General features: G+C 64.7%; 18 protein-coding genes and 1 pseudogene. 13 read left to right on the top strand and 6 right to left on the bottom strand.

Annotated elements, in window-relative coordinates; genetic code table 11:
• Window positions 1–40: 40 nt before the first annotated feature.
• The 5 genes from QA640_RS23080 to QA640_RS23100 all read left to right on the top strand — a co-directional run bounded on the left by QA640_RS23080 (window position 41) and on the right by QA640_RS23100 (window position 4,244).
• Window positions 41–1,783, top strand: coding sequence for a glycosyltransferase family 39 protein (locus tag QA640_RS23080; protein ID WP_283035257.1), 1,743 nt, complete (start codon window positions 41–43; stop codon window positions 1,781–1,783).
• Window position 1,784: 1 nt separating this feature from the next.
• Window positions 1,785–2,624: a phosphatase PAP2 family protein gene (locus QA640_RS23085; RefSeq protein WP_283035258.1), complete on the top strand. Its 840-nt coding sequence runs from the start codon at window positions 1,785–1,787 to the stop codon at window positions 2,622–2,624.
• 63 nt (window positions 2,625–2,687) lie between these two features.
• Window positions 2,688–3,419, top strand: a complete 732-nt coding sequence (locus QA640_RS23090; RefSeq protein WP_283035259.1) for a glycosyltransferase family 2 protein — start codon at window positions 2,688–2,690, stop codon at window positions 3,417–3,419.
• Window positions 3,416–3,754, top strand: a complete 339-nt coding sequence (locus QA640_RS23095) for a lipid-A-disaccharide synthase N-terminal domain-containing protein (protein ID WP_283035260.1) — start codon at window positions 3,416–3,418, stop codon at window positions 3,752–3,754. The genes QA640_RS23090 and QA640_RS23095 overlap by 4 nt, the downstream gene beginning before the upstream one ends.
• Window positions 3,755–3,815: 61 nt before the next feature.
• Entirely contained in the window at window positions 3,816–4,244 is a 429-nt protein-coding gene (locus QA640_RS23100) for a DUF3592 domain-containing protein (protein ID WP_283035261.1), read from the top strand.
• 30 nt (window positions 4,245–4,274) lie between these two features.
• Here QA640_RS23100 and QA640_RS23105 read toward each other — a convergent pair whose 3' ends face one another.
• Window positions 4,275–5,966: a Na/Pi cotransporter family protein gene (locus QA640_RS23105; RefSeq protein WP_283035262.1), complete on the bottom strand. Its 1,692-nt coding sequence runs from the start codon at window positions 5,964–5,966 to the stop codon at window positions 4,275–4,277.
• 132 nt (window positions 5,967–6,098) lie between these two features.
• Window positions 6,099–7,292, bottom strand: a complete 1,194-nt coding sequence (gene metC / locus QA640_RS23110; RefSeq protein ID WP_283035263.1) for a cystathionine beta-lyase — start codon at window positions 7,290–7,292, stop codon at window positions 6,099–6,101.
• A gap of 391 nt (window positions 7,293–7,683) precedes the next feature.
• Between metC and QA640_RS23115 the strand changes: the two genes are divergently transcribed.
• From QA640_RS23115 to QA640_RS23130, 4 genes are read left to right on the top strand one after another with little or no spacing between them, the layout of a single operon-like run.
• Entirely contained in the window at window positions 7,684–8,700 is a 1,017-nt protein-coding gene (locus QA640_RS23115; RefSeq protein WP_283035264.1) for an amino acid ABC transporter substrate-binding protein, read from the top strand.
• A gap of 24 nt (window positions 8,701–8,724) precedes the next feature.
• On the top strand, window positions 8,725–9,930 hold the full coding sequence (locus QA640_RS23120) for an ABC transporter permease subunit (protein WP_283035265.1): 1,206 nt from the start codon (window positions 8,725–8,727) through the stop codon (window positions 9,928–9,930).
• Entirely contained in the window at window positions 9,927–11,447 is a 1,521-nt protein-coding gene (locus QA640_RS23125; protein ID WP_283035266.1) for an amino acid ABC transporter permease, read from the top strand. Before QA640_RS23120 ends, QA640_RS23125 begins: the two co-directional genes overlap by 4 nt.
• A gap of 11 nt (window positions 11,448–11,458) precedes the next feature.
• Window positions 11,459–12,199 (top strand): amino acid ABC transporter ATP-binding protein, encoded by a 741-nt coding sequence (locus QA640_RS23130; protein WP_283035267.1) that lies wholly within the window; start codon window positions 11,459–11,461, stop codon window positions 12,197–12,199.
• A 72-nt stretch (window positions 12,200–12,271) separates the two neighbouring features.
• Here QA640_RS23130 and QA640_RS23135 read toward each other — a convergent pair whose 3' ends face one another.
• The 4 genes and pseudogenes from QA640_RS23135 to QA640_RS23150 form a co-directional block, all read right to left on the bottom strand.
• A complete protein-coding gene (locus QA640_RS23135; RefSeq protein ID WP_283035268.1) occupies window positions 12,272–13,306 on the bottom strand; it encodes a cysteine synthase A in 1,035 nt (344 codons plus the stop codon).
• An 84-nt stretch (window positions 13,307–13,390) separates the two neighbouring features.
• Window positions 13,391–14,620: a cyclopropane-fatty-acyl-phospholipid synthase family protein gene (locus QA640_RS23140; RefSeq protein ID WP_283035269.1), complete on the bottom strand. Its 1,230-nt coding sequence runs from the start codon at window positions 14,618–14,620 to the stop codon at window positions 13,391–13,393.
• An 84-nt stretch (window positions 14,621–14,704) separates the two neighbouring features.
• Window positions 14,705–15,577: pseudogene (locus QA640_RS23145) on the bottom strand (DUF1365 domain-containing protein).
• A gap of 4 nt (window positions 15,578–15,581) precedes the next feature.
• Window positions 15,582–16,094, bottom strand: coding sequence for an NAD(P)-binding protein (locus tag QA640_RS23150; protein WP_283035270.1), 513 nt, complete (start codon window positions 16,092–16,094; stop codon window positions 15,582–15,584).
• A 395-nt stretch (window positions 16,095–16,489) separates the two neighbouring features.
• Here QA640_RS23150 and QA640_RS23155 point away from each other — a divergent pair, with 395 nt between their 5' ends.
• Genes QA640_RS23155 through QA640_RS23170 form a run of 4 tightly spaced genes read left to right on the top strand, consistent with a single transcriptional unit; the run spans window position 16,490 to window position 25,675 of the window.
• Window positions 16,490–17,974: an efflux transporter outer membrane subunit gene (locus QA640_RS23155; protein WP_283042862.1), complete on the top strand. Its 1,485-nt coding sequence runs from the start codon at window positions 16,490–16,492 to the stop codon at window positions 17,972–17,974.
• Complete coding sequence (locus QA640_RS23160) at window positions 17,964–19,415, top strand: efflux RND transporter periplasmic adaptor subunit (protein ID WP_283035271.1); 1,452 nt, start codon at window positions 17,964–17,966, stop codon at window positions 19,413–19,415. The genes QA640_RS23155 and QA640_RS23160 overlap by 11 nt, the downstream gene beginning before the upstream one ends.
• Window positions 19,416–19,442: 27 nt before the next feature.
• A complete protein-coding gene (locus tag QA640_RS23165; RefSeq protein ID WP_283035272.1) occupies window positions 19,443–22,571 on the top strand; it encodes an efflux RND transporter permease subunit in 3,129 nt (1,042 codons plus the stop codon).
• Window positions 22,571–25,675 carry an efflux RND transporter permease subunit gene (locus QA640_RS23170; protein ID WP_283035273.1) on the top strand — a complete coding sequence of 1,035 codons (3,105 nt, stop codon included), beginning with the start codon at window positions 22,571–22,573 and terminating at the stop codon, window positions 25,673–25,675. The genes QA640_RS23165 and QA640_RS23170 overlap by 1 nt, the downstream gene beginning before the upstream one ends.
• Window positions 25,676–25,706: the final 31 nt, after the last annotated feature.

The raw sequence follows: 25,706 nt of genomic DNA on the forward strand, positions 1-25,706 counted from the left end.
GCGGTTGTAACGGGTAGTGGTTTCAGCGTATGCGGAACCAATGGCCGACACCCGTACCCGTCCCCGTTTTGGGGAGCCCCGCGAGCAGAAAACCCCCGTAAATCCGGGCAACCGTTTCGTGCGGGTGATCGATGCCGCAACCGGCAGTCATCCCCGCGCAATCGGCTTCCTGGTGATCTGTGCGCTGCTTCTGCTCTTGCCCGGCTTCTTCACAATTCCGCCCGTCGATCGGGACGAGGCGCGTTTTGCGCAGGCGACCAAGCAGATGGTCGAGAGCGGCGATTATGTCGACATCCGCTTCCAGGACGACGTCCGCTACAAGAAGCCGGTCGGCATCTACTGGCTGCAATCGGCCGCCGTTCACACCGCTTCCGCGCTCGGGCTGCCGCGCGCGGACCTGCGCATCTGGGTCTACCGGTTGCCGTCGCTGGTCGGCGCGATCGGTGCGGTGCTGATGACCTATTGGACCGCGCTCGGCTTCGTCACACGACGGGCCGCCGTGCTTGCGGCTCTGATGATGTGCGCATCGGTCCTGCTCGGCGTCGAGGCGCGGCTCGCCAAGACCGACGCGGTGCTGCTCTTCACCGTGGTTGCGGCGATGGGAGCGATGGCGCGGGTCTATCTCGCCTGGCAGCGCGGCGAGGACGAGGCGCATCCGCCGTGGAGCTACCCCGCAATCTTCTGGACCGCGATCGCCGTCGGCATCCTGATCAAGGGGCCACTGATCCTGATGTTCGCAGCGCTCACCATCATCGTGCTGGCGATCCAGGACCGTGACGCATCGTGGCTCTGGCGGCTGCGCCCGCTCTGGGGCCTGATGTGGGTGCTGGTGCTGGTGCTGCCCTGGTTCATCGCCATCTTCTGGCGTGCGGGCGATGCCTTCTTCGCCGATTCCGTCGGCGGCGACATGCTGAGCAAGCTCGGCGCCCAGGAATCCCATGGCGCGCCGCCCGGACTCTATCTGGTGCTGTTCTGGATCACCTTCTGGCCGGGCGCGCCGCTTGCGGCGATGGCGGCGCCGGCGGTGTGGCGGGCACGGCGGGAGCCCGGCGCGCAATATCTGCTGGCGTGGCTGATCCCGTCCTGGATCGTGTTCGAGGCGGTGCTGACCAAGCTGCCGCACTACGTGCTGCCACTGTACCCGGCGATCGCGATTCTCACGGCCGGTGCCATTGAGCGTCGCGTACTGTCGCGCTCCTGGCTGATGCGCGGCTCGGCCTGGTGGTTCGCAATTCCCGCGCTCGGCTCGATCATGGCGGTCGTCGGCGCGGTCATGCTCACGCGCCAGCCGGCTTTCGCCGCATGGCCGTTCATCGCGGCGGCGCTGATCTTCGGCCTTTTCGCCTGGTGGCTCTACGACAACAACCGCGCCGAACGCTCGCTGCTCAATGCGCTGGTTGCGGCGCTGATGCTGGCCGTCGTGGTCTACGGCCTGGTCCTGCCGTCACTCACTCCGCTGTTTCCGAGCGTCGAGATCGCGCGCGAATTGCGCAACGTGCGTTGCGTCGGCCCGAAGGCGGCTTCCGCCGGCTATCACGAGCCGAGCCTGGTCTTCCTGACGGGCACGTCGACGCTGCTGACCGACGGATCGGGTGCTGCCGACTTCCTCAGCCAAGGAAGCTGCCGCTTTGCGTTCATCGAGCAGCGTTCCGAGCGCAGCTTCGTCCAGCGTGCCGAGGCGATCGGGCTCCGTTACCGCGTCGGCTCGCGCATCGACGGCTACAACTTCTCGCAAGGGCGCGCGATCTCGATTGCGATCTTCCGCTCGGAGGGGTCTGAGTAGGATGTCAACCGACGTCGCACATCGCTCCGGCTATGGCGCGCAGTTGCTGCTGCTGTCCGGCCGCGCGCTGACGCAGCTCGTACGCGCGCCCTCGCATTCCCGGCGCGCAGAGGCGGCGCGCCGGCTGGCGCGGCATTCACTGTGGCTGAGTGTTGCCGGCGCGGCCGTGATCATCGCGCTGATGCTCGCGTTCGACACGTCCGAGATCCAGATGATGCCCGCGCGCGGCACGCCCGGCCTGTGGCCGATCAAAATCCTCACCGATTTCGGCAAGGACGAGTACGTGCTGACGGCGCTCGCCGCCGCGCTCGTGACCGTGGGACTGATTGCGGCAGGCGGACACGGCACCTCGCGGGTGCTGCTGCTCGGCTTCGGCACGCGGTTGCAGTACATCTTCTTTTCCGTGCTGTTTTCGGTGCTGGTCGGCGAGATCCTGAAATTCGTCATCGGGCGGGGGCGGCCCTTCGTCGGCGGCAAGGCCAATCCCTTCAACTTCGTTCCGTTCAGCGGGACCGAAGCCCATTACAGCCTGCCGTCCGGGCATGCGGTGACGGCGTTCGCGCTGGCCTTTGCGGTGAGCGCACTCTGGCCGCGGCTGCGTGTGCTCATCTTTACCTACGCCATCGTGATTGCACTGACGCGGCTGGTGCTGCTCGCCCATCACCCGAGTGACGTGGTGGCCGGCGCCCTGGTCGGTATCGTCGGCGCCATGGCCATCCGCTACTGGTTCGCGGCGCGCCGGCTCGGCTTCGCTATCCGGAGCGACGGGGCGATCGTGGCGCTTCCGGGGCCGGTGTTCGTCCGCCTCAAAAGGGTTGCCCGCGGGGCATCCGCCCCATAAAAGCGGCTGCCTGCCGACCGGACCGGTTCCCGCTGCGGGCCAATTCCAACCACGAGCATCGATTTGTCGTTCCAGCCCTCGGTTTCCATCGTCGTCCCGGTGCGCAATGAGGCGGACAATATCGCGCCCCTGATCGAAGAGATTGGCGCTGCGCTCGATGGCCGCTGGGCCTATGAGATCGTCTACGTCAATGACGGCTCGACCGACGCGACCGGCGAGAGGCTGTCCGCCATCATGAGGCAGCGGGGCAATCTGCGTCAGCTCCGCCATGCCAGATCGACCGGGCAGTCGGCGGCGGTGCGCAGCGGCGTGCGGGCGGCGCGCGGCGCGATCGTGGCAACCCTCGACGGCGACGGCCAGAACAATCCGGCCTTCCTGCCGGACCTGATCGCGGCAGTCGAGAAGAGCGAGCGCGTCGGGCTCGCCGCCGGCCAGCGGGTCGGGCGCAAGGATACCGGCTTCAAGAAGCTGCAGTCGCGTATCGCCAACGGCGTGCGCGGCACGATCCTGAAGGACGGCACGCGCGACACCGGGTGTGGTCTGAAAGCCTTCCGCCGCGAGGTGTTTCTGATGCTACCCTATTTCGACGGGCTGCATCGCTTCCTGCCGGCGCTGGTGCGCCGGGAGGGTTTCGAGATCGCCTATGTCGACGTGATCGACCGGCCGCGCCGCGCCGGCGTGTCAAATTACGGTTTCTTCGACAGGCTATGGATCGGGATCATGGATCTCGCCGGCGTGTGGTGGCTGATCCGACGCAAGAAGCCGACACCAGATGTGACTGAGGTGAAGGCATGATCATCCAATACGGCCAGGCGCTGAGCAACTATCTCTATGACGTCTTCGTCGCCAAGTTCGACTTCTGGCTCGCGTTCGGTCTGGTCGCGCAGCTGTTCTTCACGGCGCGCTTTCTCGTGCAATGGATCGCGAGCGAGCGTGCCGGAAACAGCGTGGTGCCGATGGCCTTCTGGTTCTGCTCCATGGGCGGCGGGCTGATGACGCTGGTCTATGGCATCGTGAAGCGCGAGCCGGTCATCATCCTCGGACAGGCGCTCGCGACCATCATTTACATTCGCAACATCATGCTGATCTGGAAGAACCGTGGTCGCGCCTCGAAGACGCTGGATCGCTGATCCTTATCCGCATGTAAGATGACATCGGTCGGACGGAGACCGAGACATCCGTCAGGTCGGCATGAACAAGCTAGCGGTCGTCCTCTTCTCGTCAGTCCTGCTGGTCGGTTTGCTGCTGCTTGCGCTCGGCCTCTTCAAGGTCGGCGGCACGGTCGCATTTCTCGCGCGAGCCGAGCGGACGGAGGCCCGTTTCGTGGGGGCCGTCGCGCGGAGCGCCGGAAATCATGGCGGAACGTTTCTCTATCCAAGATTCCGATTCCTGACGGTCGACGGCCGATCGATCACCTTCACGTCCTCGTCAGGCTCGACCGATCAGCCCTATTCCGATGGCGAGCGCGTGGAGATTGTCTATGATCCTCGGCGGCCCGAGGATGCGCGCCTACCGTCGTTCCTGACGTTGTGGATAGCCCCAGTCCTGCTTTGCTGTGGTGGCTTTCTGCTCACTGGCGGGGCCATATTTTTTCGACGCCAGTTCAAAATGACGCGGTAGGCGCGGCGCCCCAAGCTTTGCGACTTCTATTCAGCGCGGCAAGACCGACGCCGCGTCGGACGCGGGCAGGGTGGCCGTCTCGGCCTCGTTTCCGCGGTAGGGCTCGCCCGCCGCATCTAGCACGGGATAGGCCACCGAGCAGATGTGCGAGTGGATGCGGCGCAAGTCGCGCAGCACGTCCAGATGCAGCGAGGTGGTCTCGATGGTCTCGGGGCGCCCTTCGCGCAGGCGATCGAGATGCCGCTCGACGGCGGCGAGCTCGGTGTTGCGCAGCGCAGCCTTTTCCGCCAGCAGCTTGCGCGCCTCGTTGGCGTCGCCCGACATGAACACACCAAAGGCGATGCGCAGCGAGTCCATCGTCCGCTTGTGGAAGGCTGCCAGCTCCTCGGCGCCCTCGGCCGAGAACTGGAAGCGGCGCTTGATCTTCTTGGTGGCGAGTTCGCTCAAATTCTTGTCGATGATGTCGCCGATATGCTCGAGATTGATGGCGAAGGAGATGATCTCCATCGCGCGCCGGCCCTCGCCCTCGTCCAGGCTGCCACGCGTCAGTTTCGTCACGTAGAGCTTGATGGACTCGTCGAGGCTGTCGACGATGTTGTCCGTTCTCGAGACCTGGTCGACCAACGCACGGTCGCCCGTCATCATCGCCGCCATCACCTTGCGCAGCATGACCTCGACGAGATCGCCCATGCGCAGCGTTTCGCGGGCAGCGTCCGCCAGCGCCAGAGAGGGTGTCTCGAGCGCAGTCTCGTCGAGATAACGCGGGCGGGCAGGATCTTCCTGGCGTACGCGATCGGGAAACAGCCAAGTCAGCAGGCGCGACAGGGCATCGAGTTGCCCGATGAAGATCACAGCAGTTGCAACATTGAAGGCGACATGGAAGGCGGCCGTCATCTTGGCGAGGTCGGGCTGCCAGAAGTGCAGTTGGTCGGCGATCGCATGAAGGAACGGCAGCAGCAGCGCGATCCCGGCCACGCGATTGATCAGGTTGCCGACCGGCAGACGATAGCTGGCCGGATCGTCACGCCGCGCCCCCTCGAACACGGGATTGGTCGCGCTGCCGAGATTGGCGCCGAGAACGAGCGCCAGCGCGGCATAGGGCGAGATGAATTGGGAATAGGCCAGCGACATGATCAGAAGCACGCTGGCGACGCTCGAATGCACCGCCCAGGTGGTGACGGCGGCGATGACGATGCAGAGCACGGGATCGCCGGTGATGGCCGACATCACGACGCGGACGCCAGGCGCATTCTCGGCCGGCGCCAGCGTATCCAGGAGGATATGCAGCGACAGCAACATCAGGCCGAGGCCGATCGAGACGCGGCCGATGTCCTTGATCCGCGAGCGTGGCCCTGCGCGGAAGGCTACGAGCCCGAGCACGAACAGAACCGGAGCTATGGCCGCGATGTTGAAGGACAGCACCTGCACGATCAGCGTGGTGCCGACATTGGCACCGAGCATGATGGCCAGCGCGGCAACCAGGCTTACGAGGCCTTCCGCCGCGAACGAACTCGTGATCAGGGCGGTCGCCGTGCTGCTCTGAAGCAGCGCGGTCAGTCCGAGCCCGGCCGCAAATGCGCTGAAGCGGTTGCTCAGCGCTCGCCCGAGCAGCCGCCGCAGGTCGGGACCGAAAGCGCGCAAGATGCCGCTGTGGACCATATGCAGGCCCCACAGCAGCAGCGCCACGCCGCCCATCAGGTCGAGCAGAACCATGCTTCCCATGCTCCGCGTCCTTCGGAATTGAGAAGGGTCAGGCTATTCCCAAACGACCGCGGATCAACGATTTTGTTGCAACGTGCCGGCATCAACCTTTGTTGCGGCGCGTTTGTTGAGCGGGATGCCCAATCTCGAAGCTCAAATTGCCGCGTTGAAGGCAGCAAAGCCGCGATCGAGATCGGCCTTGAGGTCCTCGACGCTCTCGAGCCCGATGTGCAGACGCAGCGTCGGACCGCCCGGAGCCCACTTCGTTGCCGTGCGATAACTGTCGCAGTCGAAGGGAATGGCAAGGCTCTCGAAGCCGCCCCAGGAATAGCCCATGCCGAACAGCTTGAGGCTATCGAGCATGGCATCGACGGCCTTCTGCGGCGCGGGCTTCAGCACGAGGCTGAACAGGCCGGACGCGCCGGTGAAGTCGCGCTTCCAGATCGCGTGGCCAGGATCGGTCTCGAGCGCGGGATGGAGCACGCGCGCGACCTCTGGCCGCGTGGCGAGCCAGCGCGCCATCTCCAGCCCCGAGCGATAATGCTGCGCCAGCCGCACCGACAGCGTGCGCAGGCCGCGCAGCGCGAGGAAGACGTCGTCGGGACCTGCGCAGACACCAAGCAGGCGGATGGCCTCAGTCACGAGCGGCCAGGCCCTGGCATTGGCGGAGATGGTGCCGAACATGACGTCGGAATGGCCGCCGATATATTTGGTCGCAGCCTGCATGCTGATGTCGACACCCTGGTCGAGCGAGCGATGGTAGAGCGGCGTCGCCCAGGTGTTGTCGTCGATGACGAGCGCGTCACGGGCATGTGCGACCTCAGCGATCGCGCGAATGTCGGGCATCTCGAAGGACTGCGAGCCCGGCGCTTCCACCAGCACCGCGCGCGTGTTGGGCCTGAACAGCGTCTCGATCTGCGCGCCGATCAATGGATCGAAATAGGTGGTCTCGATGCCGTAGCGCGCGAGCAGGCCGTTGCAGAAATTGCGGGAGGGCCGATAGACGTTGTCGCAGACGAGCAGATGATCGCCCGCCTTCAGCACCGCGAGCAGGGTGGTGGTGATCGCAGCCAGGCCCGACGGCGCGATGCCGACGCCGGCGCAGTTCGGTCCCTCCAGCGCCATCAGCGTCTCCTGGAGCGCCTTGGTGGTGGGAGTGCCGTGGCGGCCATACTGGAACTCGCCGCGATGGGCGTGCAGGTCCTCGGCGGTCGGATAGAGCACGGTCGAGCCGTGCACGACCGGCGGATTGACAAAACCCTTCTGCGCCTGGGTGTCGCGGCCGGAGGTCACCAGCCGGGTGTCGGGATGTTGCGAGAAGGGCTTCGCGCCCGCAGAAGAATCCATGCGTTTGCCTTCAAAACTGGGATCGTCGGCGCGGAAAGTCCCCGCCCGGGACGGCGGTTAACCGCAACTGGTAATAACAGATCACAGAAGAGTCCCGTCAACCCCTTGACCCGGCTCGCCAGTCGTTCTGTGATGCGCACGTGCTATTCTGTCGCCGCATGTTGAGGGGCTTGCCGCGACCTTCGATCCACCGCCTGGGGACCATGCCTGAGAGCCTGGCGTCCAATGGTTTCGGCGGGGGATCAATGGGGTTGGCCCACAGCTTGCACGATGTTCAGCGAAAGATGTTCAGCAAAAGACGTTCAGCGAAAGATGTTCAACGAACGTTCCCATACGCCCTTAGAGACGACCGCACGTCGCCCCAAACGACGCCCTTGAAAGGCATCAGCCCATGAAACGCGTAACTCTGGTTCTCACCCTTGCTCTGGCCGCAGGCCTGTCCGCCCCGGCCGCCCATGCGCAAACGCTCAAGACCATCAAGGACAGGGGCATGCTGTCCTGCGGCGTCAGCCAGGGCCTGCCGGGCTTCTCGTCGCCGGACGACAAGGGCAACTGGACCGGGCTCGACGTCGACCTCTGCCGCGCGGTCGCGGCCGCCATCTTCAACGATCCGACGAAAGTCAAATACGTGCCGACGTCCGCCAAGGACCGTTTCACCGCGCTGCAATCCGGCGAGATCGACCTGCTCTCGCGCAACACCACCTGGACGATCTCGCGCGATACCTCGCTCGGCGCCAATTTCGCCGGCGTGAACTACTATGACGGCCAGGGCTTCATGGTGAAGAAGTCACTCAAGGTGAATTCGGCGCTGGAACTCAACAGTGCCTCGGTCTGCGTCCAGACCGGCACCACCACCGAGCAAAATCTCGCCGACTACTTCAAGGCCAACAACATGAAGTACGAGGTGATCGCGTTCGCCACCAACGACGAGACGGTCAAGGCCTACGAATCCGGGCGCTGCGACGTCTTTACCACGGACCAGTCGGGCCTCTACGCCAACCGCCTGAAGCTTGCCAATCCCAACGACCACATGGTGCTCCCGGAAATCATCTCCAAGGAGCCGCTCGGCCCGATGGTGCGCCACGGCGATGATCAGTGGTTCGACATCGTGAAATGGACCCAGTTCGCGATGGTCACGGCCGAAGAGCTCGGCATCACCTCCAAGAACGTCGACGAGAAGGCGAAGTCGGACAATCCGGAATTGAAGCGCGTCCTCGGCACCGACGGCAATTTCGGCGAACAGCTCGGCCTGACCAAGGATTGGGTGGTCCGGATCGTGAAGCTGGTCGGCAATTACGGCGAGGTGTTCGACCGCAACGTCGGCTCCGGCTCACCGCTCGGCATCGCCCGCGGCCTCAACAGTCTCTGGAACAAGGGCGGCCTCCAATACGCTCCGCCGATCCGCTGATTGTCAAGCCCACGGCTTGCGGCGATGAGCACCGAGGCCCGAAAACCACCGCCGCAGATCGCGCTGAAGCTAAGGCGCGCTCTCGGTGGTAAGGCTGGCTGGAATGGCGTCGCCGTCCAGCTCGCCTTCGCCGCGATCCTGGGCTGGATGGCCTATGAGATCATCTCCAACGCCCGCGCCAATCTGGAAAACCAGCACATTGCTGCGGGTTTCGGATTCCTGAGGAACAATGCGGGCTTCGACGTCAATCAGACCCTGATCCCCTACACCGGCTCGGACACGTTCCTGCGTGTGTTCGTGGTCGGACTCCTGAACACGCTGGTCGTCTCGGTGGTGGGCATTGTCTTCGCCACAGTGATCGGCTTCATCGTCGCGCTGTGCCGGCTCTCGCCCAACTGGCTGCTGTCGCGTGTCGGCGAGATCTATGTGGAGATCATTCGCAACCTGCCGCTCCTGTTCCAGCTTCTGTTCTGGTACCTTGCGGTGCTCGCGGCATTGCCCAACCCACGGCAGAGCATCTCGCTGCTGGGCATCGCCTTCATCAGCAACCGCGGACTGGTCATTCCACGTCCGATCGGCGAGAGCGGATTGGAGGCGTTCCTGGTGGTGCTGGCACTCGGTATCGTCGCTTCGCTGGCGCTGCGCATCTATGCGCGGCGGGAGCTGTATCAGCGCGGCCACATGATCCGCATCTGGCCTTACGTGCTGGGCCTTCTGTTCGGGCTGCCGCTCGTCACGATACTGATATTCGGTCTGCCGTTCACCTTCGAGCTGCCGCAGCTCAAGGGCTTCAATTTCGCCGGCGGCTCGCGGATCATCCCGGAATTCGTGGCCCTGTCGGTGGCGCTGTCGACTTATACAGCCGCCTTCATCGCCGAGATCGTGCGCGCCGGCATCCTGTCCGTGCACAAGGGGCAGATGGAGGCGGGATCATCGCTGGGCTTAAGCCGCGGCAGCACGCTGCGGCTGATCGTGGTGCCGCAGGCCATGCGCGTCATCGTGCCACCGCTGACCAACCAGTATCTCAACCTCACCAAGAACTCCTCGCTGGCCGTCGGCATCGGCTATCCTGATCTGGTCTCCGTGTTCGCCGGTACCTCGCTGAGCCAGACCGGGCAGGCCATCGAGATCATCGCCATGACCATGGCGGTCTACCTCCTGATCTCGCTCTTCACCAGCGCGGTCATGAGCGTCTATGGGTGGCGCATCAACCGGAGCCTGGGAGCATGACGGACATCACCGCGTCATCCTTCGTTCGCCACGACCTGGTTGCCGAGCGGCCTGCGCCGGTGAAGACCACCGGCTTCGTCGGCCTTGTGCGCACGCGCCTGCTGAGCTCGCCGACCAACATTCTCCTGACGATCCTCGGCGCGTTGCTGCTCTGGTACACCGTCATTCCCGCGTTCAAATTCCTGCTCATCGACGCCGTCTGGACCGGCAAGGACCGTACGGCGTGCCTGCCGGAAAATGCCGGATATTCGGTCGGTGCCTGCTGGCCCTATATCCAGGCGAAGCTTCCGCAGCTCATCTACGGCTTCTATCCCGAGGCGGAACGCTGGCGGGTCAATGTGACCTTCATCCTGGCGGCACTCCTCTTGCTGCCGCTGCTGATACCGCGCCTGCCGGCGAAGGGGCTCAATGCCGGTCTGTTCTTCTTCGCCCTTCCGGTGGTCGCATTCTTTCTAATGCACGGCGGCGGTATCACCGGCTTCGGCCTGAGCTGGACCGCCGACCTGCTGCAACTGTTCGACGACAGTGTCATCGGCGCGGGACAGGTGCTGGTCGGCCTCGGCAAGAGTTCGGCCATCGGGCCGCTGCTCTGGGTCGTCGGAAACTTCATCGTGCTGGTCGGCACCGCGATTCAATGGCTGATCTTCCCGCTGACCTGGCTGCGGGATCAGATCCACGCGAGTGGCCAGTCGGTCTGGATCGATTTCGCGATCACGACGGTCGTCGTCTCGTTGATCCTGTTCTTCCTCGGCGGCGGAATGCGCACCGGCTGGCGCGCGCTCGCATCGAGCATCGCGACCTTCTTCGGCATCGCGATCGTGATCAAGCTGATGGGCCTCGACCACGGCGGCCTGCCGATCGTCGATACGCGTCTGTGGGGCGGGCTCCTGGTGACGCTGGTGGTTGCCGTGACCGGCATCGTCACCTCCATGCCGATCGGCGTCGCGCTGGCACTCGGGCGCCGCTCGACGATCCCGCTGATCCGGATCTTCTCGATCGCCTATATCGAGTTCTGGCGCGGCGTGCCGCTGATCACTGTGCTGTTCTTTGCCACCTACATGCTGCCCTTGTTCCTGCCGGGTAACTTCACGGTCGACGGCCTGGTGCGCGCCCTGATCGGCATTGCGCTGTTTACCGGCGCCTATCAGGCCGAAAATATCCGAGGTGGGCTCGCTGCGGTTCCGCGCGGGCAGGGCGAGGCGGCTTCCGCATTGGGGCTGTCCTGGTGGAAGACCACCTCGCTGATCGTGCTCCCGCAGGCCCTGCGCCACGTCATCCCGAGCCTCGTCAACAGCTTCATATCGCTGTTCAAGGACACCTCACTGGTCTCGATCGTGGCGCTGTTCGACCTGCTCGGCTCGCTCAGGGCATCCTTCTCCGACCCGGTCTGGTCGACGCCGTCGACAGCGTTCACCGGCTTTGCCTTCGCCGGGGTCCTCTACTTCCTCTTCTGCTTTGGAATGTCGCGTTACTCGCTCTTCGTCGAGAACCGGCTCAACGCCCATCGCCGCAACTGAACGGAGTCATCATGTCCGCCAGCCCGATCGTCAAGATTTCCGGCCTCAACAAGTGGTACGGCGACTTTCACGTCCTGCGCGACGTCGATCTCGAAGTCGAGAAGGGCGAGCGCATCGTGATCTGCGGGCCGTCGGGCTCGGGCAAGTCGACGCTGATCCGCTGCATCAATGCGCTGGAGGAGTTTCAGGAAGGCGAGATCGTCGTCGACGGCATCGAGCTCGGACCGAACCTCAAGCACGTCGACGCGGTGCGGCGCGAGGTCGGCATGGTGTTCCAGAGCTTTAATCTGTTCCCGCACCTCACGGTCCTCGACAATTGCACGCTGGCGCCGATCTGGGTGCGCAACATCCCGAAGAAGGATGCCGAGGCGACCGCGATGAAATTCCTGGAGCGCGTGAAAATCCCGCACCAGGCCAACAAGTTTCCGGGCCAGATGTCCGGCGGCCAGCAGCAACGCGTCGCGATCGCACGCGCGCTCACCATGAACCCGAAGGTGATGCTGTTCGACGAGCCCACCTCGGCGCTCGACCCCGAAATGGTCAAGGAGGTGCTCGACACCATGGTCGACCTCGCCAAGGAGGGCATGACCATGCTGGTCGTGACCCACGAGATGGGCTTTGCGAAGGAGGTCGCCAACCGCGTGGTGTTCATGGACGCCGGTCAGATCATCGAATCCAACACGCCGCAGGAATTCTTCGCGCACCCGCAGCACGCGCGCTCACAGCTGTTCCTGAGCCAGATTTTGCGGTAGGCGCGAATGGTGGATGGCGAGTAGCGAATAGGGATTTCTACTCGCCATTCGCTACCCCCAATTCGCTCGCCTCTACACGAACGGCGGCTTGATGTTGCTGCGCTTCTCAAGCCACGTCGGCACTGGCAGATTCTTGGCGCGCATGAAGTCCGAATTGAAAAGCTTCGACTGGTAGCGGCTGCCGGAATCGGCGAGCACGGTGACGATGGTCTTGTCGGGCCCGAGCTTCTTCGCAAGGTGAATGGCGCCGGCGATGTTGATGCCGGTCGAGCCGCCGAGGCATAGACCCTCGTGCTGGAGCAGGTCGTAGATCAGGTTGACCGCTTCGTCGTCGGGAATGAGGAAGGCATCGTCGACCTTCGCGGTCTCCACGATCGCGGTCGCGCGGTTGAGCCCGATGCCTTCGGTGATCGAACCGCCGGGCGTCGCCTTGGCGTCGCCGGTCCGGAAATACTCGTACATCCCCGCGCCGTGCGGATCGGCGCAGGCGATGCTCACGTTCTTGTTCTTTTCCTTCAGATAACGGCTGACGCCGGCGAGCGTGCCGCCGCTGCCGACCGAGCAGACGAAGCCGTCGACCTTGCCGCCGGTCTGCTCCCAGATCTCGGGACCGGTGGATTCGAAATGCGCCTTGGCATTGTCGAGGTTGTTCCACTGATCGGCGAACAGCACGCCGTTCGGCTCGCTCCTACGCAGCTCGTCGGCGAGCCTGCGGCCGACATGCTGGTAGCTGTTGGGATTGGCGTAAGGCAGCGCTGGCACCTCGACGAGCTCGGCGCCGCATAGCTTCAGAAAATCCTTCTTCTCCTGGCTCTGGGTCTCCGGAATCACGATCAGCGTGCGGTAGCCGCGCGCGCTCGCCACGACCGCGAGGCCAATGCCGGTGTTGCCGGCGGTTGCCTCGACCACGAGGCCGCCCGGCCTCAGCTCGCCGCGCTTCTCGGCCTCCAAAATCATCCATTTGCCGGCGCGGTCTTTCACCGACTGGCCGGGATTCATGAATTCGGCCTTGCCGAGAATGGTGCAGCCGGTCAGTTCGGACGCACGCTTGAGCTTGATGAGGGGGGTGTTGCCGATGGCTTCGACAACGTCGTTTTTGATGGTCATGTCAGGCAATTACCGGCTGGTTCTGTGAAGTGGGCGAAACCCTAAAGTAGGGTCTCCGGCCACACAAGGCGAGGGCGCAAAGTCTTAATGCTGCTTTGCGAAGACGACCTGCCGGACGTCGATATTCCCGGAAAGGAAACCGGCCTCACAATAGGAGAGATAGTACTCCCAAAGACGCCGGAACCGATCGTCGAAACCGAGCGGCACGAGGTTCGGCCAGGCGCTGCGGAAGTTATTTCGCCACGTGGCGAGCGTCTTGGCATAATCTTGCCCAAAGATGCGCTCCCGGATGACAGGCACGCCAAACGTCTCGCCCAGCGACTTGAGCACCGCGGGCGAGGGCAGCATGCCGCCGGGAAACACGTAGCGCTGGATGAAGTCGACCTCGCGCCGATAGGTCTGAAACAGCCCGTCCTGGATGGTGATGGCCTGGATGCCGGCAAGGCCGCCCGGCAGCAGGCGATCACGCAATTGCGCGAAATATTTCGGCCAAAACTGCTCGCCGACGGCCTCGATCATCTCGATCGAGGCGATGCGGTCGTACCGGTCGCGCTCATCGCGGTAGTCCTGAAGGCGGATCTCGACCTTCTCGGCGAGACCGGCGCTCTGGATGCGCCTCTGCGCAAAGTCGCGCTGCTCGGTCGAGATCGTCAGTCCCACGACGCGCGCGCCAAAGGTCTTGGCCGCGTATTCGGCGAATCCACCCCAGCCGCAGCCGATCTCGAGCAGCTTCTGTCCAGGCCTCAGATCGATGGCTTCGGCGAGCCTGCGATACTTGTTGGTCTGGGCTGCCGTGAGATCGGTGGTGTTCTCCTCGAACAGCGCCGAGGAATAGGTCATGCTCGGATCGAGCCAGGCCGAATAGAAGGCGTTGCCGATGTCGTAATGGGCATGGATGTTGCGCCGCGCCTGACGCCTGGTGTTGCGGTTGAACCAGTGCCGGAGCACCTGGACGAGGCGCATCACCGGCTTGTCGCGGAGCATGGCCTGGATCAGGTCGTGGTTGACGCAAAAGAGATAGAGGAACTGCGTGAGATCGGGCGTGTCCCAATCGCCGGCGAGATAGGCTTCCGCAATCCCGATATCGCCGCCATTGATCAGGCGCGGCGCAAAACCGTAATTGTGCAGCCGCATCACCGCATTCGGGCCGGGTTCGAGGCCGCCGAGCCGGACGAGGCGGCCGTCAGGCAGGATCACGTCGAGCGTGCCGCGCCTCAGGCGTGAGCCGAAGGCAAGCGCGAGACGAACCAGACGCGGCAGGTCGGCGAGGACCGTCTCGACATTGTCGGGGGTGATCGGGATCGCGTTCGACATCGGCATCACCTGAACTGGCACTGTCCGACCGCTCAGGCAGCCGCGCCGATCCCGGGTTCGACCCGAGAGCGCCCCCACAGGCGGTTAGCGACGAAGAGTATAAGCGCGCGTTTCGGCGGCCGCCAAGCCGCTTTGCAAGCCGGGTTGAACGGCAGCGCCGTCGGCGAGCCGCCCTGCGACATTCGGTCGAGGCATCAGCCGCGCGCCCTTGAGCCAGAGCCGCAAGGCTTCCCAGTGGATCGCCGCCATCACCTTGAGGGGCACGAGCGGCAACCCGACGAACGACCGCAACAACGCCCGCGAGGTCAGCGCGCGGCGGCGGCCGCTCAATGTCGCAGCGAGCAAGTGGGCCGTCGCGGTCGGTTTCGAGGATGCGCAGGCGGACGGTGTCGGCTGGCGGCAGGACGCGGAAATGGTAGCGCGCCTCCATCGCGATGAAGGGTGAGACGTGGAATTGCTTGTCCTGCTGCTGCCGCAGACCGGCGGCGCTCATCTCGCCTGGTACGACCGGCAGGACGTAAGGATGGATATCGCCAAAGGTGTTGCGCACCTCGTAGATGACCAGCACGAGCTCGCCGCATGCGCGATAACAAAAACACACCGACAGAGGATTGAAGCCGTAGCCGAGCAGGCGGGGATAGCAGAGTAGCAGAGCAGCATCACGCGCCCGCCGGTCAGATCGACATCGTGCCGCGCGGCGCAGCGCTGGGCGTGGGCGCGCAAGGAAGCCCCGTCACGCTCGACGTGATCGGCCTCGTGGAAACTGTAGAGGCCTGCGCGATTGACGCCGAAGAGGGCCGATTGCCGGCCTGCCTCCTCGAGCCGGTCGAGATCGATCAGGAGGCTCATGACGCGATAGCTGAAGCGGTGGCCGATCGGCTTCAACCGCGCATGCATGACGTCGCCGACATAGAGCGATACGGCGTCGTTTGCGAGCAGGGTGGCTTCTGTCGCCATCGTGCTACTCCGCAGCTTGCGCCAGCTCGACCGGCACCTCACGCCAGGGCGCGACCGCGCCGAGCGCCTCGGCGACGCGAAGGCCCGAGCGCAGGCCATCCTCGTGAAAGCCGTAGCCGGTCCATGCACCGCAGAACCAGGTATGCCGGCGTCCCTGGATCGCGTCGAGCCGCTTCTGGGCGGCGAAAGCCGCGGCATTATGCTCGCAGACATCGTTGCCGCCCCCGCGCCATTCGAATCGTCCGGCGTCAGCGGATACGGCAAAGCTCATGCAGCTCCCTACCGTCTCGACGCCGAGATGGGCGAACATCGCAGTCAGGTCAGGATAGTTGAGCTCGTTATAGACGATGAAGCCGGTATCGACGGCAATCGGCGTGCCATCATAATCGACGGGGACGGTGTGGCTGTGCCCGCCGGCACGCAGCTCACGCTCATAAACCGTCACCGGATAGCGTCGTGAGAGCGTCCAGGCCGCCGCGTTGCCGGCAATGCCCGTTCCGACGACAGCGATGCGCATGTGCAATGCCCCTGCCGATTGATGTCGGACGAGCAACGGTGCGCCGCGGCGCAGGTTTCAGTGGAGTGCGGCCCCGTTTGTGGCCGTCCCGACCCCGCTGTGGCGACAATGTCACATGAAATGTTGGTAAGCTTGCCGCTGCCGAGGAGCGCGTCGAAATGCAAGAAGGCCTATAAAACTAGGCAAAACCTCTTTGTTTCGCGACTTCGTGAAGCCTGTTTGCGGCGCGGGCTTCGCAACTGCGGGACTGTCCGCCCCGGTCACGCCCCGCTAATATGCGGCACGCGTCCAGGAAAGCATCACGCTGTGAACGAAACGGAGACCACGCCCCAACTGACGCGCCGCGAATCGGCTAATCCGAGCGCGCGGTGGCAGTTGCGTCTGCCCGGCAGGGGGTGGATGTGACCCGAAGATTCCCGATGGTCGCCGTGCGGCGATCGTACGGTCCCGAACCCCGGCTGCTGGGCGCAGCGAGCCGGGTGGTGGTGCTTGGCCTGGCACTGAGCTCCGCCGGCTGCGTGCTGACGCAGGATTTGCCCGATCCGGCGCTCGACGTGCCCAGCCAATATAAATATGCCGGCAAGCCCGACGCGCCGCCGCCGCTCGACTGGTGGCGCGGCTTCCGATCGGCGGAGCTGACGCAGTTGATGGAGGAGGCGCAGACCGTCAATCTGGACATCGCCGCCGCCGTTTCACGCATCTTCGAGGCAGATGCCCAGGCGCGACAGGCCGGTGCAGCCCTGCTGCCGAGTGTGTCCGGCTCGGGTTCGGAGACCTATTCGCGCACCTCCGGCTCATCGGCCTCCGGTCTCACCATTGGCGGTCGCGAGGTCGTCAACTACTCGGCTTCGCTGAGCGCGAGCTACCAGCTCGACTTCTGGGGCCAGAATCGCGATGCCCTCCAGTCGGCCGAAGAGACGGCTCACGCCAATCGCTTTGATCGCGACGTCGTGGCGCTGACGACGCTGACCAGCGTGGCCAACGCCTATTTCCAGGTGCTGACCGCGCAGGATCGCTTGCGCACCTCGCAAAGCAATATCGCCAGCGCCGAGCGGATCCTCGATGCCATCAAGGAGCGGCGCAAGGCAGGCACGGGTACCGACCTCGACGTCGCCCAGCAGGAGAGCGTGCTGGCGAATCAGAAGGCATTGGTGCCGCCGCTGCGGCAGACGCTCGACCAGAACATCAACGCGCTGGCTGTGCTGGTGTCGCGCCCGCGGGAGAGCGTACGCATCTCGGGCGGCTCGCTGAACCGGATCGCAATCCCGCGCGTCACGCCCGGGCTGCCGTCCGAACTGTTGACACAGCGGCCCGATATTCGCCGGCAGGAAGCGCAGCTCGCCTCCGCCACCGCCAATATCGGCAATGCCCGCGCGCAGTTTTTTCCGACCATCCAGCTCACCGGGAATGGCGGCTATCAGAGCTCTGCGCTGGTGTCGCTGTTCCAGCCGCACGCGGCCTTCTTCCAGCTGGTCGGCAGCGCGACGCAGCCGATCTTCGACGGCGGCAAGATCCTCGGCAATTTCGAAAATGCCAAGGCGCGTCAGGACGAGTTGCTCCAGACCTACCGCAAGACGATCATCCAGGCCTTCGCGGATGTCGACAACGCGCTGTATTCGATCAAGCAGACCACGATCAAGCTGCAGCTGCAGCGCGTGGTGGTGGCGGCCTCGCGCCGCGCGTTCGATCTCGCCGAACAGCAATTGCACGCGGGCACCGCCGACATCGTGACGGTGCTCAATACCCAGCTGACGTTGTTCCAGGCAGAAGATGCGCTGTCGCAGGCGCAACTCGCCCGCCTGCTCGCGATCGTCAGTCTGTACCAGGCATTGGGCGGCGGTTGGGAGCCGAGAATGGAGAAGCCGGTCAATGCTCTTTAAGCCGGACACGAAGGAAGGCGCGAAGGAAGAGGCGGGCAAGCGCAGCACGTCCCGGCGCGGCCGCCGCTTTGTTTCCACACTGATCACGCTCGCGATCCTCGGCGGGCTCGGCTATTTCGGCTGGACCGCATGGCACCAGAAGCCTGCGAATGACCCCAATGCGCGGCCCGATCTGCCCGTGCCGGTGCTGGCGGCGTCCCCACGTGTCCAGGACGTGCCGGTCTATCTCGACGGCGTCGGCGCGATCCGCGCGCTCAACACCGTCACCGTGCGTTCGCAGGTCGACGGCAAGCTGATCGCGGTGAATTTCATCGAGGGCCAGGACGTCAAGAAGGGCGACGTGCTCGCCGAGATCGATCCCGCGATCTACCAGGCACAGTATGACCAGGCCGTGGCGAAGAAGGCGCAGGACCAGGCCCAGCTCGCCAACCAGCGTATCGACCTCACACGCTACGAGCAGCTCGCTGCCTCCAACGCCGGCTCCAAGCAGCAGGCCGACACCCAGCGCGCGCTGGTCGCGCAGACCGAGGCGCTGGTCAAGGCCGACCAGGCCGCGATCGACAATGCGTCTGCGACGCTGAGCTATACCAAGATCGTGGCGCCGCTCTCGGGCCGCGCGGGTCTACGCCAAGTCGACCAGGGCAACATCATCCACGCCTCCGACACCACGGGCCTGGTCGTCATCACGCAGTTGCAACCGATCGCGGTGTGGTTCAGCCTGCCGCAACAGCAGATCATGCGGGTCAACGCGGCGGCGTCGAAGGGCGCGCTACAGGTCGACGTGTTCGGCAATGACGGTGTCACGGTGATCGATAGCGGCAAGCTGACCGGCATCGACAACCAGGTCGATCCGACCACCGGCACGCTCAAGCTCAAGGCGGAATTCCCCAACGCCCGCTACCAGCTCTGGCCGGGCCAGTTCGTCAATGTTCGTCTAAAGGTCGAGACGCTGCCGAAAGCGCTGGTGGTGCCGACATCGGCCGTGCAGCGCGGTCCAGTCGGAACCTTCAGCTATGTGATCGGCGAGGGCGATATCGTCTCGGCAAAACCCGTGACGGTGACGCAGCAGAACGAGCATGACGCCGTGATCGCAAGCGGCCTGGCGCCGACCGATCGCGTCGTCACCACCGGCTTTGCCAATCTCTCCGACGGCTCCAAGGTGATCGTCGGCCGCGACGACCAGACGCCGTCGGCCGACCTTGCGCCGCGCAAGCGCACCCGCGCGCCACAGGGCAAGGAAGGCCCGAAGGACGGGGAGGCCAAGGATGGCGCCAGGGATAGCGCCAAGGATGGCCAGGCCAAAGACGGTCAGGCGAAGGAGGGGCAAGGCAAGGATGGTGAACGCCGCGCCAAGCGGCAAAGCGGTGAGGGCGATCAGAAGGGCCAGACCGGACCGGCGCAGGGGGCAGATTCATCGGGCAGTGGAGCGAAGCAGCCATGATCCCGACCTCGACCGACTGATCGCGTCATGGGCGTCTCCGAACCCTTCATTCGCCGGCCGATTGCGACCTTCCTGCTCGGCATCGCGCTGCTGATCGGCGGCGCGCTCGGCTATTTCTCACTCCCGGTCTCCGCGCTGCCGCAGGTCGACTTCCCGACCGTGCAGGTAACGACGCAACTGCCCGGCGCGAGCCCCGACGTCATCGCCTCGCTCATTACGGCGCCGCTGGAGCGGCAGCTTGGCCAGATCCCGTCGCTGTCGGCGATGAACTCGACGAGTTCCTTCGGCGTCAGCCAGATCTCGCTGCAATTCGATCTCAACCGCGACATCGACGGTGCGACGCAGGACGTGCAAGCCGCGATCAACGCAGCCGCCGGCGTGCTGCCCAGGACGCTGCCTTACCCGCCGACCTACGCCAAGGTGAACCCGGCGGATGCGCCGGTCATGACGCTCGCGTTGCGCTCTGACACGATCTCTCTGCGGGTGATGAGCGACATCGCGGATACGATCCTGGCACAGCGGCTGAGCCAGATTTCCGGTGTTGGCCGCGTCTCTGTGCTTGGCGGGCTGAAGCCTGCGGTGCGCATCCAGGCCGACCTCGCGCGGCTTGCCGCCTACGGCATCGCCATGGAGGATCTGCGCAACGCGATCGCAGGCGCCAACGTCTCGGGTCCGAAGGGTTCGCTCGACGGCGCGCAACAGTCCTACCTGATCGCTGCGAACGACCAGATCGCCGCGGCAGACGCCTACCGGCCGATCATCGTGGCCTACCGCAACGGCTCGCCCGTCACCATCGGGGATATCGCGCAGATCGTCGACGGCCTGGAAAACGACCGAACCGGCGGCTGGTACCAGGGCACGCCGGCGGTGATCATCGACATCCAGCGCCAGCCGGGCGCCAATGTGATCGACGTGGTCAGCCAGATCCGGGCCGAGATTCCGAAGGTCCAGCGCGCGATCCCGGCTGGCGTGAACCTGACCGTGGTCTCGGACCGGACCGTGACCATCCGGGCCTCAGTCCACGACGTGCAGTTCACGCTGATCCTCGCCGTCGTGCTGGTGACCCTGGTCGTGCTGCTGTTCCTGCGCTCGCTGCGCGCAACCGTGATCGCCGGCGTCGCACTGCCGCTATCGCTGATCACCAGCTTCGGCATCATGTATTTCGCCGGCTTCAGTCTGGACAATCTGTCGCTGATGGCGCTGACCATCGGCACAGGTTTCGTGGTCGACGACGCCATCGTGATGATCGAGAACATCGTCCGCCACATGGAGAACGGCGAGAGCGCGATGCAGGCCTCACTCAAAGGCGCCAGCGAGATCGGCTTCACCGTGATCTCGCTGACGGTGTCGCTGATCGCCGTGTTCATCCCGCTTCTGTTCATGTCGGGCCTTGTCGGACGCATGTTCCGCGAATTCGCGCTGACGCTGACGATCGCGGTCGTCACCTCGGCCGCGGTCTCGCTGACGCTGACGCCGATGATGTGCTCGCGCCTCCTCAAGCACGCCCACGAAGAGATGGTCGTGCCGGGGCTTACCACGGTCAGTCGCTTCATCGACTGGACAGTCGGCTTTTACCACCGGAGCCTTTTATGGGTGCTGGAACGCCAGCGCGCGACGTTGGTCGTGACCTTTGCCACGCTGATTGCAACCCTCGCCCTTTACGTCATCGCGCCCAAGGGCTTTCTGCCGCTCCAGGATACCGCCTCGATCACCGCGGTGACGGAGGCTGGTCCTGATGTGTCGTTCGCGGAGATGCAGAAACGGCAGACCGAGGCCGCCGACGTCATCAAGGCCGACCCTGACGTGATCGGCGTCGTCTCCGTGATCGGCGCCGGCTCGGTCAACCCGACGACCAACGTCGGACGCCTCGTCATGACGCTGAAACCACGCGGCGAACGACGCGACGATGTCGGCGTGGTGGTGGCCCGGCTGAAGGCGAAGGTCGCAAGCATCCCCGGCATGACTGTGTACTTCCAGCCGGTCCAGGACGTGCAGATCTCGACGCAGTCGAGCCGCTCGCAATATCAGTACACGCTGACCGGCACCGACGCGGCGCTGGTCTCGGAGTGGTCGCGAAAGCTGGTTGCGGAGATGCGGCGCGATCCCTTGTTCCGCGATGTCTCCTCGGAAGCGCAGGAAGGTGGCCTTCGGGCGCAGCTCAATATCGACCGCACACGCGCCGGCCAGCTCGGCGTCAACCTGCAAGGGGTCACCGACACGCTGAACGATTCGTTCGCACAGCGGCAGATTTCCACGATCTACGGCCAGGCCAACCAATATCGCGTCGTGCTGGAGGCCTTGCCGATGTACCAGCGCGATCCCTCGATCCTATCAAAGCTCTATCTGCCGGGCGCGGCCGGCGCGCAGGTGCCGCTGTCGGCGGTGGCGACGCTGACGCGCACCACGGCGCCGCTTGCGATCTCTCACCAGGCGCAATTCCCTGCCGTCTCGCTCAGCTTCAATCTGGCGCCGGGCGCCGCCCTCGGTGACGCTGTCGAGGCCGTGAAGGCGATCGAGACCCGCATCGGCATGCCCCGCAACATCGTCGGCGTCTACGCGGGCGATGCCGCCGAATTCGCCAAGGCGCTCGCCGGGCAGCCCTGGCTGCTGCTCGCTGCCGTCATCACGATCTACATCGTGCTGGGCGTGCTCTATGAGAGCTACATCCATCCGATCACGATTCTCTCGACGCTGCCGTCCGCCGGCGTCGGCGCGATTGTTGCGCTGGTGCTGTTTGGACAGGACCTCTCCGTGATCGGGCTGATCGGCATCATCCTCTTGATGGGCATCGTCAAAAAGAACGCCATCATGATGATCGACTTCGCGCTGGAAGCTGAGCGCGGGCAGGGGCTACCACCCATAGAAGCGATCGTGCAGGCCTGCCTGTTACGTTTCCGCCCGATCATGATGACGACGTTGGCGGCGCTGTTCGGTGCGCTTCCGCTCGCGATCGAAAGCGGCACGGGCTCGGAGCTGCGGTTTCCGCTCGGCATCTCCATCATCGGCGGCCTGCTGCTCAGCCAGTTGCTGACGCTCTACACCACGCCGGTGATCTATCTCGCGCTCGACCGGATCAACCGTCGCCTAGAGTACATGCTGCCGCCGCCCGAGCCGGAGGGACCGCCGGCCGCCGGCGCGACCGAGGGGATGCAGTGATGGCGTCGATCTCGGAGCCCTTCATCCGCAGGCCGGTGGCCACCACGCTGCTGTCGATCGGACTGTTCCTGCTGGGTGTCGTGGCCTACGAATTCCTCCCCGTGGCCGCCGTCCCGAACGTCGACTTCCCTGCGATCTTCGTGTTCGCCAACCGTCCCGGCGCCGATCCGTCGGTGATGGCGGCAACCGTCGCAGCACCTCTGGAACGGCGGCTCGGCGAGATCGCCGGCATCAACCAGATCACTTCGACGAGCTCGATCGGCCTGACCAACATCCAGCTCCAGTTCAACATCGGGCGCGACACCGACCGCGCCGCGCGCGATGTGCAGGCGGCGATCAATGCCGCGCTGTCCGATCTGCCCAGCGACTTGCCGTCGCTGCCGCGCTTTCGGAAAGCGAATACGGCCGCGGCCCCGGTCTTCGTCCTGGCACTGACCTCGAAGACGATCTCCACCGCCGCGATCTATGACATCGCCGATTCCGTGCTGGCGCAGCGCATCTCGCAGGTGCCGGGGGTGGGCAATGTGACAATCTCTGGCGCGGACCAGCCGGCAGTCCGCATCCAGCTCAACCCGGTCGCGCTGTCCAATGCCGGCATTGCCACCGACGACGTCCGCACCGCGATCATCAACGCCAATCCGCTCGGGCCCGTCGGCATCTTCAACGGCGAGCGGCAGAGCGAGACGCTCGCGCTCAACCGGCAAATGCGCACGGCCAAGGAATTTCGCGACATCATCATCAAGAGCTCGAATGGCAATTTCGTGCGCCTCGCCGACGTCGCCGAGATTGGGGATTCCGTCAAGAACGCCCGCTCGATCGCCTGGTTCAACAAGCAGCCGGCGGTGGTCATCCAGATCACCAAGCAGGGCGATGCGAACGTTATCGACACCGTCGACCGGGTCAAGGCGCTGATCCCTGAGCTGAAGCAGTGGATTCCGGCGGGCGTGGAGATATCGACGCTGGTCGACCGCACCGGAACGATCCGCGCGAGCGTCGAGGATATGCAGTGGACGCTGCTGGCGACGGCCATCCTGGTCATGGTCGTGGTGTTCGTGTTCCTGCGTCGGATCACGCCGACGATCGCAGCCGGTATTTCCGTGCCGCTTGCGCTCGCCGGGACTTGTGCCGGGATGTGGGTCGCCGGCTTCTCGATCGACAATCTGTCGCTGATGGCGCTCGCGATCTCCGTCGGCTTTGTGGTCGACGACGCCATCGTCATGATCGAGAACATGTTCCGCAACCTCGAGCACGGCATGCGGCCGTTCCAGGCGGCACGGGAGGGGGCGAAGCAGATCGGCTTCACCGTGCTGTCGATCAGCCTGTCGCTGATCGCGGCGTTCACGCCGCTGATCTTCATGGACGGCATCGTGGGACGCCTGCTGCGCGAATTCTCGCTGACGCTGACTTTTGCGATCGTGGTCTCGACGCTGGTGTCACTCACCGTCACGCCGATGATCTGCGCCCATTACATCCGGCAGACCACCTCGGGCTCGGCGACGCTGTTCGATCGTATCATCGAAGGCTCCCTGTCGCGCATCGTTGCCTTCTATGCGCGCACCTTGCGCGCGGGGCTGGAATTTCCACTGCTGACCTTGCTCGTGTTCTTCTCCACCATCGGGTTGACGGTGACGCTCTACATCAAGGTCCCCAAGGGCTATTTTCCGACCGACGATTCCGGTTTCGTGATCGGCGCGACGCGTGCCTCCGCCGACATCTCGTTCCAGTCGATGCTGGGGTTGCAGCAGCAGCTCGCCGATATCGTGCTCGCGGATCGCGCGGTCGCCGGCATCGCCTCGGTGCTGCCGAGCGGCGGCGGGCCGGGCGGGGCCGCCTCGAACCGCGGCACCATGTTCATCAGCCTGAAGCCGCCGGCCGAGCGTGACTACATCTCCACCGAGACGGTGATCGACCGGCTGCGCCGCAATCTCTATCGCGTCGCCGGCATCCGATTGTTCATGTTTGCGGCGCAGGATGTCCGCGCCGGCGGTCGGCAGAGCGACTCCAACTACCAGTACACGCTGTCGAGCACCGATCTCGACCTCTTGCAGCAGTGGGCGCCGATCGTCGCCAAGCGCATGGAGACGGTCGAAGGCATCACCGACGTTTCCGCCGATCGCGATCCCGGCGGCTTGCAGCTTACCCTTGCGATCGATCGGCAGGCCGCTTCACGCCTCGGCGTCCGCGTGCAGGACATCGACAACGCGCTCAACAACGCGTTTTCGCAGCGTCAGATCTCGATCGTCTACACCCAGCGCAACCAGTACATGATCGTGCTGGAGACGGACCCGAAATTCCAGGTCGATCCGTCCAATCTGGATCGCATCTATGTCGCCGGCGCCGGCGACGTGCAGGTCCCGCTGTCGGCCGTGGTCCGCGCCCAGCGCGGGCTCGCCGCGCTCGCCGTGTTTCACTCGCAGGGATTTCCCTCGACGACCGTGTCGTTCAACACCTTGCCCGACGTGCCGCTGCAGAGCGCCATCCAAAACATCCAGCGCGCGGTCGAAGAGCTGCACATGCCGGAAGGCATTCGCGGCAGCTTTGACGGCAATGCCGGCGATTTCGCCAGGACCAGCGGCCGTCAGCCACTCCTGATCCTGGGCGCGCTGGTTGCGATGTACATCGTGCTGGGCGTGCTCTATGAGAGCCTCGCCCATCCCCTGACCATCATCTCGACGCTGCCATCGGCGGGGCTCGGCGCGCTGCTTGCCTTGCAGCTCACCAACACGCCGCTGACCGTGATCGCCTTCGTCGGCATCATTCTGTTGATCGGGATCGTCAAGAAGAACGGCATCATGATGGTCGACTTCGCGCTCGACGCCGAGCGGCAGCGCGGTCTGTCGTCGGCCGATGCGATTTTCGAGGCGTGCCAGGCGCGCTTCCGCCCGATCCTGATGACGACGATGGCGGCGCTGTTCGCCGGCATTCCGCTCGTCATCGCGACGGGGCCCGGCACGGAACTGCGCCGTCCGCTCGGCATCACCATCATCGGCGGGCTGTTCGTGTCGCAGATCCTGACGCTCTACACGACGCCGGTGATCTATCTGCTGATCGATCGCCTGCGCCGCCGCTCCGAGCCGGGCGCCGTTCATGCGCCAGCGGAATAACGGTTGTTGGAGCCCTGGGCCGAGCGTATAG

This window comes from Bradyrhizobium sp. CB82 (assembly GCF_029714405.1).
Classification (GTDB): Bacteria; Pseudomonadota; Alphaproteobacteria; order Rhizobiales; family Xanthobacteraceae; genus Bradyrhizobium.

What these genes read in the sequence shown, in the direction of transcription:
- QA640_RS23140 (WP_283035269.1), bottom strand. Translation starts at nt 14,620, where the DNA reads ATGTCGAACGCGATCCCGATCACCCCCGACAATGTCGAGACGGTCCTC.
- QA640_RS23150 (WP_283035270.1), bottom strand. Translation starts at nt 16,094, where the DNA reads ATGCGCATCGCTGTCGTCGGAACGGGCATTGCCGGCAACGCGGCGGCC.
- QA640_RS23080 (WP_283035257.1), top strand. Translation starts at nt 41, where the DNA reads ATGGCCGACACCCGTACCCGTCCCCGTTTTGGGGAGCCCCGCGAGCAG.
- QA640_RS23165 (WP_283035272.1), top strand. Translation starts at nt 19,443, where the DNA reads ATGGGCGTCTCCGAACCCTTCATTCGCCGGCCGATTGCGACCTTCCTG.
- QA640_RS23100 (WP_283035261.1), top strand. Translation starts at nt 3,816, where the DNA reads ATGAACAAGCTAGCGGTCGTCCTCTTCTCGTCAGTCCTGCTGGTCGGT.
- QA640_RS23160 (WP_283035271.1), top strand. Translation starts at nt 17,964, where the DNA reads ATGCTCTTTAAGCCGGACACGAAGGAAGGCGCGAAGGAAGAGGCGGGC.
- QA640_RS23135 (WP_283035268.1), bottom strand. Translation starts at nt 13,306, where the DNA reads ATGACCATCAAAAACGACGTTGTCGAAGCCATCGGCAACACCCCCCTC.
- QA640_RS23120 (WP_283035265.1), top strand. Translation starts at nt 8,725, where the DNA reads ATGAGCACCGAGGCCCGAAAACCACCGCCGCAGATCGCGCTGAAGCTA.
- QA640_RS23130 (WP_283035267.1), top strand. Translation starts at nt 11,459, where the DNA reads ATGTCCGCCAGCCCGATCGTCAAGATTTCCGGCCTCAACAAGTGGTAC.
- QA640_RS23170 (WP_283035273.1), top strand. Translation starts at nt 22,571, where the DNA reads ATGGCGTCGATCTCGGAGCCCTTCATCCGCAGGCCGGTGGCCACCACG.
- QA640_RS23085 (WP_283035258.1), top strand. Translation starts at nt 1,785, where the DNA reads ATGTCAACCGACGTCGCACATCGCTCCGGCTATGGCGCGCAGTTGCTG.
- QA640_RS23125 (WP_283035266.1), top strand. Translation starts at nt 9,927, where the DNA reads ATGACGGACATCACCGCGTCATCCTTCGTTCGCCACGACCTGGTTGCC.
- QA640_RS23105 (WP_283035262.1), bottom strand. Translation starts at nt 5,966, where the DNA reads ATGGGAAGCATGGTTCTGCTCGACCTGATGGGCGGCGTGGCGCTGCTG.
- metC (WP_283035263.1), bottom strand. Translation starts at nt 7,292, where the DNA reads ATGGATTCTTCTGCGGGCGCGAAGCCCTTCTCGCAACATCCCGACACC.
- QA640_RS23095 (WP_283035260.1), top strand. Translation starts at nt 3,416, where the DNA reads ATGATCATCCAATACGGCCAGGCGCTGAGCAACTATCTCTATGACGTC.
- QA640_RS23115 (WP_283035264.1), top strand. Translation starts at nt 7,684, where the DNA reads ATGAAACGCGTAACTCTGGTTCTCACCCTTGCTCTGGCCGCAGGCCTG.